Below are 9264 nucleotides of genomic sequence, written 5' to 3'. Positions count from 1 at the left end.
TTAGTTAAATCATCAGTAAACGGTAAATTAGCTTCTGAAATTTACCACAGAGCTAAAAAAATCTACCCACTTAAAAGAGTGGAAATTATCAAAAGTAAAGTAATCAAATAGGATTACTTTTACATATTCTTTTTTTTTAATTTTCTATTTCATTTTTTTAATGCATTTTTTCATTATGGAGAGTTTTAATGAGAAATATTGTTGTTGTAGAGTGCATGTCTACAAGCCGTAATTTTGTTGAAGATATTACAAATATGGGATGTCATCCTGTTGTTTTAGAAACAAGTAGTGCTGACACTGAAGAAGCAAGAATATATACTGAAGGTATGCGAGAAGGTTATTCTAAAATTAAGCAGGAATTTGAACTAATTTATGAACAGGACACCTATGAAGAAACTCTTGAAATGGTTCGTAAATATAACCCTCTTTTGGTTTTGCCGGGAAGTGAGAAAGGTGTTATCCTGGCAACTAAATTAGCCAATGATTTGAATCTTTTATGCAACCCTATTGAAAATATTGATGCAATGACTTTAAAACATGAGATGCATAATCGTTTGGCTGAATTTGGTATTCGTTCAATCAAAGGTAAGAAGGTAACAACTATTGAAGATACAATTGATTTTTATGAAAGTGAAGGTCTTAAAGATGTTGTTATTAAGCCTGTTTATAGTGCAGGTTCATCAAGTGTGAGAATTTGTTCCAATAAAGATGAATTAATCAATGCATTTAAGTTATTGTCCACCAAAACCAATTACTATGGAGATAAAAATGAGGAATTTTTAGTTCAGGAACGTATTAATGGTGAGGAATATATTGTTAATACCGTATCCTGCGATGGTGTTCCTCGTGTAACGCTGGTTTGGAAATATAATAAGATTAAAACAAGCGATGGGGCTATTGTATACGAATCATGCGAAACCATTAATGGATTAGGTCTTGGTGAAGCAGAAATGATTGAATATGCTTACAAAGTAGCAGAAGCACTTGGAATTAAATACGGTCCTGTTCATGGAGAATATATGATTGACGATAAAGGTCCTGTCCTCATTGAAGTTAATTGCCGTCCAGTCGGTGGAGGAATGGACATTGAATTTTTAGACAGGATTGCAGGACATCATGAAACTGACTGCGTTTTAACTTCTTATTTGAAGCCTGAATTATTCAAACAGCAGTTACAAGAACCATACCAGTTATATGCAAAGGGTGTCATGAAATTTTTCATTGTTCCAAATGATATTCTTGCTAGTTCATCACCTATGAAAAACATCAGTATCAAACTGGAAAGCCACCACAAAACCCTTTTTGCTGATTTTGACCAAGGAATCTCAAAAGAATTTTTCAAAACTGAAGATTTGGATTCAAGTCCGGGCACTATTTATTTGGTTCATGAAAATCCATCTACTGTTCAGCATGACCTTGATTTTTTAAGGGATGTTGAAAAATATGCTTTTTCACTTGTTTTAAATGACGAATCAAATGATGTTGGGCTTAAAAGTGATGAAGAATATGTGGATGATATTAAACACATAATTTGTGATGCCGAAAAATATGGTATCGGGCTTTTTGTAACGGACCAGTTCATTGAGGATATCAACGTTTTGCAGGTAAAATTCGATGAAGTGAATGATATTGAGAGTAATTTTGATTTCATTATCATTAACTTAAATAAAAGCATTGTTAATACTGCTGATGAAGAGATTATCAAAACATTATTTGATAGTTCTTCAAAAGTCAATAATAATGGATTCATTTTTATCCCAAAAAATACTTATCAACTATTTAACGGAGGCAGAAAAAGTATAGAAGCTTTATTCAAAATTTTAAACTTTAAAATTATGCTTCCTCCATATAATTTGCAGGATATTGTCATAGCATCTAAAAATAATGCATATCCACTATATTATCTAGATTGAATTTAATCATGTGATAAAAATTTTTATACTATTTTAGATAAATATAGTATTTAATTTGAGTAGTGATATTATGGATGCAGTAATGATTAACTGGGGATATGTATTGGCCTTATTCATTTTAGGGTTTATAACCTATAAGAGAAAATCCCTGGATTTGTTAGGTTCCCTGACTATGGTGCTGATGGGAGTTGTAATCATATTTTCAGCAGGTGCACATTGGCTACTCCTGTTAATAATATTTCTTGTTTTATCATTGCTTGCAACAAGATACTCCAAATCATATAAGCGTTCCTTAGGAGAATATGAGGGAAGAAGATCATCTAAAAATGTTATTTCAAATGGTATTGTTGCATTTATGATGGCTGCATTTGGAGGATATTACCTGCCTTTTGTCGGTGGTTTTATTGGAGCTATCGCAACGGCAACTGCAGACACTTTAGCTTCCGAAATTGGAATATTGCAGCAGCCTAGACTTATAACGACTTTTCAAAAAGTGGATCCCGGAACTGATGGTGCAGTATCCGTTCTTGGAACTGCCGTGGGAATGTTTGGAGCATTGATTATCGGTATATCTGCATACCTTTTGGGCATTGTTGCCAATCCTGTATCTGCAATTGTTGTTTCTGTAATATCTGGTACTGTGGGATGTTTTATGGACAGTTTTCTTGGCGCAACATTTGAAAGGGCAAATATGTTGACCAATGAGCATGTTAATTTGATTGCGACCATTACGGGAGCTATTGTGGGTATTTTACTTATTTGAGCTGTGATATCATGAAAGAATTGATGAAATTTCTTTTTAAAAGGCAATGGCTTAAGATATTGATAATTGTATTTTTCACATATGTGAATGTTGAATCTCAATTGAATGTTTTAGACCTATTTCCTATTATTGCAATGCATATAAAAAAGGGACTTTTCAATATTCCTTCTGATATTTTATTTGATGTGACCACAGCAATTATTTTGTCAATTATAGCTTCAATTGTAATTTCTTATCTTTCTATTTCGGTAGCATCCAAGTTTGCTTATGACCTTAAAGAAAAACTTTTTGAGATATTGCTTAATCTGAAGACTATTGAAGATTTAAATAGAATTAATTATTCTGGATTGATGACAAGACTCATCAGAGGTGTTGATACAGAACAATCATTTGTTTTAATTATTTTTAGGCGTGTTTTATTAATTGTTGTTGCTTGCATATGTATTGCGATTAACCTGTATTCCATTTCTCTATGGACTTCATTTGCTTTCATCGTATTTGTATTAATTTTCTCATTTATTTTCATTTTCAGATTAAATCAATTATCAAACTTATATTTTAAAGTTAAAAAGTTGTACGGTAAATTAAATGCTTTGTTTTTGGATAAAATCTCTGGTTTAAAAGTAATTAAACTTTTTTCTAAGGAAGAGCATTCAAATAATATTTTCAAAAACGAAGCGGATAATGCATATGAAAAAGGTTTCAGATTCCAGTATAAGTTAAATTTTTCACTCATCTGGTTAATTACTGTGGATATTATACTTATGGCATTCCTGTTTAATGTTATTTACAAGTATAGTACTGGCGCGTCAAATATTGATGATGTAATTTTTGTATCATTATACATTGTTTATCTAATTAATCATTTGTATTCATTAGCCCCATTTGTTTCAATATATCCTTTATCATATACTTCAGCAGTACGTATTGAAGAAGTTCTGGCTTTAGAAAAAATTTCATCAGATTATGGAAAAGAAAATAATTTTGATGGGATTGAATTTAAAAATGTTTCACTTACATTATCAGATAGGCAAATTTTATCAGATATTTCATTTAAAATTCCCGATAAGTCAAAAACATTAATTGTTGGGCCTATCGCTTCGGGTAAAACATCTTTAGTCTATTCTATGATGGGATTTCATAATATTGATTCCGGTGAAATACTTATTGATAGGAATGCAAAAGTTAGTTTAACCACCAATAAAGTATTTTTATTCAAAGACAGTGTCTTTGAAAATATTGCTTTGGGAGATAATAATATTTCACGCGAAGATGCACTTAATGCATGCAATGATGCATTATTCACAAAGGATTTGGCCTTTGAAGTTAATGAAAATGGAAATAATCTGACTCTTGATCTTAAACAAAGGTTAACGATTGCAAGAGCGTTGGCTCATGATTATGATTTGTATATTTTTGATAATGCATTCACATCAATTGATTCTGCTTCAAAAAAAATCATTAAGGAAAATATTGAGAGAAGGCTTGAAAATAAGACGGTTATTTATATAGACAATGATTTTGAGAATAATTCTTACTTTGATAATATCCTTGTTTTGGATAATGGTAAAATTATTTCACAGGGAAAGCATGATGAACTGATAAAAACATGTGATACATATAAAAAATTATTTAATGAATCCAGGAGGTGTAATGATGGAACGCAAGTACTCTAAATTAGATTTAGTCAAAAAATTTTATGAATATGCTTCTGAATTTAGAATTCACTTTATTATAGTTGCAATTTTAATGATTACTTCAATTTCCCTTCTGGTTTATGCTCCAAAATATCTGGGTAGTATTATCAATACTGTTGATAGTTCCTTCATGTTATCTTCTTCATTTTCAATAGAGGATATTTATGATGAATTGATAGGTATTGCGTTGCTTTATATTGTGGGTTATTCTCTTAGAATTCCAATAAATAGAATCATGTCAAAAATTAGTGAAAAGACAACTGCCAGTTTCAAGTATGCGTTGGAGGAAAAATTAAGTTATCTATCTCCAAATACCTTTAATCATATTTATTCCGGAAATGTAATGGCCAGATTAAATAATGATGTTGCAAATATTAAATCTTTTGTAAATAAAAGCATAATACTATTTGTCGGTGATGTGCTCATTGTCATTTTCGTTATTATATCAACTATTTCAGTCAATCCGTTGTTAAGTCTGCTTTTCATTGCTACTATACCTATTTATTTGATAATCATGTATTTATCTTATAGAAAGTCTGGAGATACATATAAGATTCATCAGGATGATTTGGGTCAGCAAATGGGACTCATTGGCAATCATTTAATTAACCGTTTGCCGATTCATTCATATGATGCCAAAGAATATTCTAAAAGGGAATTTGCAAAATCAAACGACATACAAAGGGACAGTTTTGTCAAATCCAGGTTTTATACATATATTTCAGTTCCTTTTGTTTACTTATTAACATATGTTCTTCAGGTTTCTCTGTATTTTATTGCAGGATATATGGCATATAAAGGAATGATTACAATGGGAGTTTTATCTACAATGGTATTTTATATCCAGTTCTTTAAAAGGCCTTTAATGTCCTTAAGTTCTCTTTTCACTTCGGTCATGATAGGTCTTTCCAGTTTCGCCAGGGTATTGGAAGTATTGGAATATCCTGTTAATGATGACATTGAATCAAATACGGATAATTCTGCCGTTAATGGTGATATTGAATTTAAAAACGTTTCATATGAAAACATATCCAATTTCAATTTAAAAATCGATAAAGGCCAGACAATCAATTTCATTGGTGAAAATAAGGATGATCTAATTGATTTATTGTTAGGATTTGAAAGCGCCTCTGCAGGTGAAATATCTTTAAACAATAAAAATATCGGTGATTTGTCATTAACTTCCTACAGGAAGCTTTTTGGAGTTTCTCTGGAGGATGATTTCATCATTCGCGCAAGCATCCATGACAATATTTCACATGGCGGAGATAATTTGACTGCCGATGATGTAGTTGAAACCTGTAAATTCCTTGAAATTCATGATTTGATTGAAAAATTCCCGGACAGGTATGACACTTCAATTTCAAATGACTTCCAGAATTTCAGTAGTGGTGAGGCAAAATTGATCTGTGTTGCAAGGGCTATAGTATCTAATCCTGAAATCCTGATTTTAAATTACCCTAATTATCTTTCTGCTGATAAATTAAAAAGCATATGTGAAAACAGAACTGCAATAATTTTAACTCCTGATGATACATTTATAGATTTTGCCGACAGGACTGTCTATTTGGATTAATTCTTTTTGATAATTTTTCTATCTCACCAAATGTAAATTATATAACTATCAAAACATAAAATTATTAATGTATAATTTTATTATTAAAGGTGATATAATGAAGGGAATTGTATTAATTATGGATGGAATGGGTGACCGTCCTATTAAAGAACTTAACAATCAAACTCCTCTTCAGGCCGCAAATACTCCAAACATGGATAAGATGGCTAAAGAGGGAATTACTGGTATTATGGATTCAATTGCTCCAGGTATTATTCCTGGAAGTGATACCGCACATTTATCTATTTTAGGATATAATCCATATGAAGTCTACACCGGAAGAGGTCCGTTTGAAGCAAATGGTGTCGGTGTGGACGTTTTGCCTGGGGATATTGCATTCAGATGTAATTTTTCAACTGCAGATGAAGACTTGATAGTTACAGACAGGCGTGCAGGAAGAATCAAGGAAGGTACAAAGGAAATCGTTGATGTATTGAACACAATGGTTTTGGATGATTATCCTGACATTAAAATAATTTTCAAAGAATCTACCGGCCACAGGGCAGTATTGGTTTTAAGAGGTGAAGGTTTATCCGATAAGGTTAGTGATGCAGACCCTAAAGTTGAAGGCAATAAGCCTAAGGAAGTAAAAGCCTTGGATGATTCTGCAGAAGCAGCAAAAACAGCAGATATCCTAAACCAACTGGTTAAAAAATCCTATGAAATGGTTAAAGATCATCCTGTTAATGTAAAAAGGATTGAAGAAGGAGAACCTCCTGCAAATATTATCATTCCTCGCGGTGCAGGTGAAGTCCCTGTAGTGGAATCTTTAAATGAAAAGTATGAAGTCAACTCCGCATGTATTGCCGAAACAGGTCTTATCATGGGAATAGGCAGGTTTGCAGGAATGGACATCATCGAAATGGAAGATGTAACTGGTGGGATTGACACCAATCTGGATAATATTCGTGATACAATCATAGATCAGGTCAAAAACTCAGAACATGACTTTTTCCTAATCAACATTGACGGTGCAGATGAAGCAGGCCACGATGGCCAAATCAAGGAGAAAAAGGAATTCATTGAAAAGGTTGATGAAGTTGTAATGAGCGAATTGATAAAGCTTGAAGACGTTTATATTTTCCTGACAGCTGACCATTCAACACCAATATCCGTTTTAAACCATTCAGGAGACCCTGTACCTGTATTGATTAGGGGACCTGAAGTAAGGGTGGATGACGTATCTGAATTCTCAGAGGTTGCCTGCGCAAAAGGAGGACTTAACAGAATTCGCGGATCTGATGTAATGAACATCATGATGGACTTAATGAACTATGCACATAAATTCGGAGCTTAGGTGATTTAAATGGCAGCAGCGAAACTCTTTGGAACATCAGGAATCCGAGGAAAAATCGGTTCTGAAGTGACATGTGAGCTTGCTTTAAATGTAGGAAAATCATTAGCTACTTATCTTGGAAATGAAGGAAAAGTTGTTGTCGGTTTTGATACAAGAACCACTAATGAAATGCTTGACCAGGCCATTTGCGCAGGTCTTCTTGAAAGCGGTGTGGACGTAGTTAAAATCGGCATGGTTCCAACTCCTTTGGTTGGATATGCAACAGAAAAGCTTGACGGCGATGCAGGAATTATGCTGACGGCATCCCACAACCCTTCACAATATAATGGAATTAAGATATGGAATAAGAATGGAATGGCTTATACCTCTGTCCAGGAAGCGGAAATCGAAAACATTTACAATAATAAATTATACAAGTCAGTAACCTGGGACAAGGTAGGTTCAATTTCAGTCAATGAGGAAATCAAAGGTCGCTACATAGATGATTTGGTTAACATGGTTGAAATCAGGGATGGTCTGAAAGTTGTCATTGACTGTGCATCCGGAGCAGGAAGTGAAATATCACCTTTAGTATTTAGAAAAGCGGGATGTGAAGTAACAACCCTCAACTCCCAGCCGGATGGATTTTTCCCTGGAAGAAACCCCGAACCTAATGCCGAAAACCTGCAAAATCTCATGAAAACCGTGGTGGCTGTTGGGGCGGACTTGGGTATTGCTCATGACGGTGATGCTGACCGTATGATAACAGTAGATGAAAATGGTAATATCTCACCATTCGATTCACTTCTGGCATTAATTTCAAAGGAATTCGATGGAGACATAGTAACCACTGTCGATGCAGGATTATGTATGGATGAATCCGTCAAAGGAGAAGTTTTAAGAACTCCTGTTGGGGACGTTAATGTGGCTGAAGTTATCATCGAGAAAAACGCCGCATTCGGTGGTGAACCGTCCGGAACATGGCTGCATCCAGACTTCTGCATGTGTCCTGACGGAATATTGTCCGGCCTTAGAATGGCTGAACTTGTATCCAAAAAAGGTAAATTGTCAGAATTATTGGCTGAAATTCCGTCCTATCCGAATATCCGTGAAAAAATCACATGTTCAAAAGAGGCAAAAATTGAAGTGATGAACAATATGGAAGAGCTATTAAAGGGTGCCTTTGATGATATTCGTGAAATAAATTCAATTGATGGTGTCAGATTAACCTTTGAAGATGACAGCTGGGTTTTAGTAAGGCCATCCGGAACTGAAGACTATGTTAGAATAACATTGGAGTCCCGTTCCCAGGAAAGGGCAGAAGAAATCAATGAAATCTGTAAAAAGATTATAATGGATAATATTTAAGATGAATCTTTTCATCTTTTTAACTTTTTTTTCAAATCAAAAAATTATTTTAAAATCAATTTTAAAAAATAGGAATCAATAAAAAATAAAAAATTAGAAGAAGATTTATTCTTCTTCTGCAATAAATGCTTCTTTACCTAATGCTGCGCATTCTGGGCATACCCAGTCATCTGGCATGTCAGCAGGTGTTGCTCCAGCAGGAATGTTGTATGCTGGGTCTCCTTTTTCTGAATCAAATCTGTATTCACAGTGTAAACAAACATATATAGTCATTTTATTATCTCCTTATTTTTTTATTAGCATTGCCAATATAATTTTAAATGTATTAATACTGATATTTAAAATTACTTATTTGTTTTTCATTACTTTCATGTAGATACTCTTTGACTAATTTTGTGGAGTGTTTATCAAATAAATGAAAGAATACTCCGACCTCTTTTAGGTCGGAGATGAATTTCACAAAAAAGACACGGAGTCATTTTTTTTTTAATTAAGGGTGTCCGCCAAAATTAAATTTTGGCTGACTTTTTGATTTTTTTAAAATATTGTTACATTGAGTTTTAATTGGTTTTTTATGGATGTACTTTCGCAGAAATCTTCTAAATCTTCCATTGTATTTTCTGTTTCTTGTT

At 33.3% G+C, this 9264-nt stretch carries 7 protein-coding genes and 1 pseudogene; 7 read left to right on the top strand and 1 reads right to left on the bottom strand.

Features of this window, described 5'->3' with window-relative positions; translation table 11 throughout:
• The 7 genes and pseudogenes from ACKI3Q_RS06825 to glmM all read left to right on the top strand — a co-directional run.
• Nucleotides 1–111 (top strand): annotated as a pseudogene (locus tag ACKI3Q_RS06825) (30S ribosomal protein S3ae); the annotation flags it as partial.
• Between the two features lie 77 nt (nt 112–188).
• On the top strand, nt 189–1913 hold the full coding sequence (locus ACKI3Q_RS06820; protein ID WP_407415550.1) for an ATP-grasp domain-containing protein: 1725 nt from the start codon (nt 189–191) through the stop codon (nt 1911–1913).
• 70 nt (nt 1914–1983) lie between these two features.
• The gene (locus ACKI3Q_RS06815) at nt 1984–2676 is read left to right on the top strand and encodes a TIGR00297 family protein (RefSeq protein WP_407415552.1); all 693 of its coding nucleotides are present in this window, start codon (nt 1984–1986) and stop codon (nt 2674–2676) included.
• Between the two features lie 11 nt (nt 2677–2687).
• Nucleotides 2688–4352 carry an ATP-binding cassette domain-containing protein gene (locus ACKI3Q_RS06810; protein WP_407415548.1) on the top strand — a complete coding sequence of 555 codons (1665 nt, stop codon included), beginning with the start codon at nt 2688–2690 and terminating at the stop codon, nt 4350–4352.
• Complete coding sequence (locus ACKI3Q_RS06805; RefSeq protein ID WP_407415546.1) at nt 4330–5949, top strand: ABC transporter ATP-binding protein; 1620 nt, start codon at nt 4330–4332, stop codon at nt 5947–5949. The genes ACKI3Q_RS06810 and ACKI3Q_RS06805 overlap by 23 nt, the downstream gene beginning before the upstream one ends.
• A 97-nt stretch (nt 5950–6046) precedes the next feature.
• The gene (locus ACKI3Q_RS06800; protein ID WP_407415544.1) at nt 6047–7285 is read left to right on the top strand and encodes a 2,3-bisphosphoglycerate-independent phosphoglycerate mutase; all 1239 of its coding nucleotides are present in this window, start codon (nt 6047–6049) and stop codon (nt 7283–7285) included.
• Between the two features lie 9 nt (nt 7286–7294).
• Nucleotides 7295–8632 (top strand): phosphoglucosamine mutase, encoded by a 1338-nt coding sequence (gene glmM, locus ACKI3Q_RS06795; protein ID WP_407415542.1) that lies wholly within the window; start codon nt 7295–7297, stop codon nt 8630–8632.
• A gap of 105 nt (nt 8633–8737) precedes the next feature.
• Here glmM and ACKI3Q_RS06790 read toward each other — a convergent pair whose 3' ends face one another.
• A complete protein-coding gene (locus ACKI3Q_RS06790; RefSeq protein WP_407415540.1) occupies nt 8738–8905 on the bottom strand; it encodes a rubredoxin in 168 nt (55 codons plus the stop codon).
• Between the last annotated feature and the right edge of the window lie 359 nt (nt 8906–9264).

The organism is Methanobrevibacter sp. (genome assembly GCF_045636185.1).
Classification (GTDB): Archaea; Methanobacteriota; Methanobacteria; order Methanobacteriales; family Methanobacteriaceae; genus Methanocatella.
This window is presented reverse-complemented; position numbering and strand designations above follow the sequence as displayed.

Bases quoted from the DNA above. Each gene is read 5' to 3' on its own strand.
- ACKI3Q_RS06815 (WP_407415552.1), top strand. From the start codon at position 1,984: ATGGATGCAGTAATGATTAACTGGGGATATGTATTGGCCTTATTCATT.
- glmM (WP_407415542.1), top strand. From the start codon at position 7,295: ATGGCAGCAGCGAAACTCTTTGGAACATCAGGAATCCGAGGAAAAATC.
- ACKI3Q_RS06820 (WP_407415550.1), top strand. From the start codon at position 189: ATGAGAAATATTGTTGTTGTAGAGTGCATGTCTACAAGCCGTAATTTT.
- ACKI3Q_RS06790 (WP_407415540.1), bottom strand. From the start codon at position 8,905: ATGACTATATATGTTTGTTTACACTGTGAATACAGATTTGATTCAGAA.
- ACKI3Q_RS06805 (WP_407415546.1), top strand. From the start codon at position 4,330: ATGATGGAACGCAAGTACTCTAAATTAGATTTAGTCAAAAAATTTTAT.
- ACKI3Q_RS06800 (WP_407415544.1), top strand. From the start codon at position 6,047: ATGAAGGGAATTGTATTAATTATGGATGGAATGGGTGACCGTCCTATT.
- ACKI3Q_RS06810 (WP_407415548.1), top strand. From the start codon at position 2,688: ATGAAAGAATTGATGAAATTTCTTTTTAAAAGGCAATGGCTTAAGATA.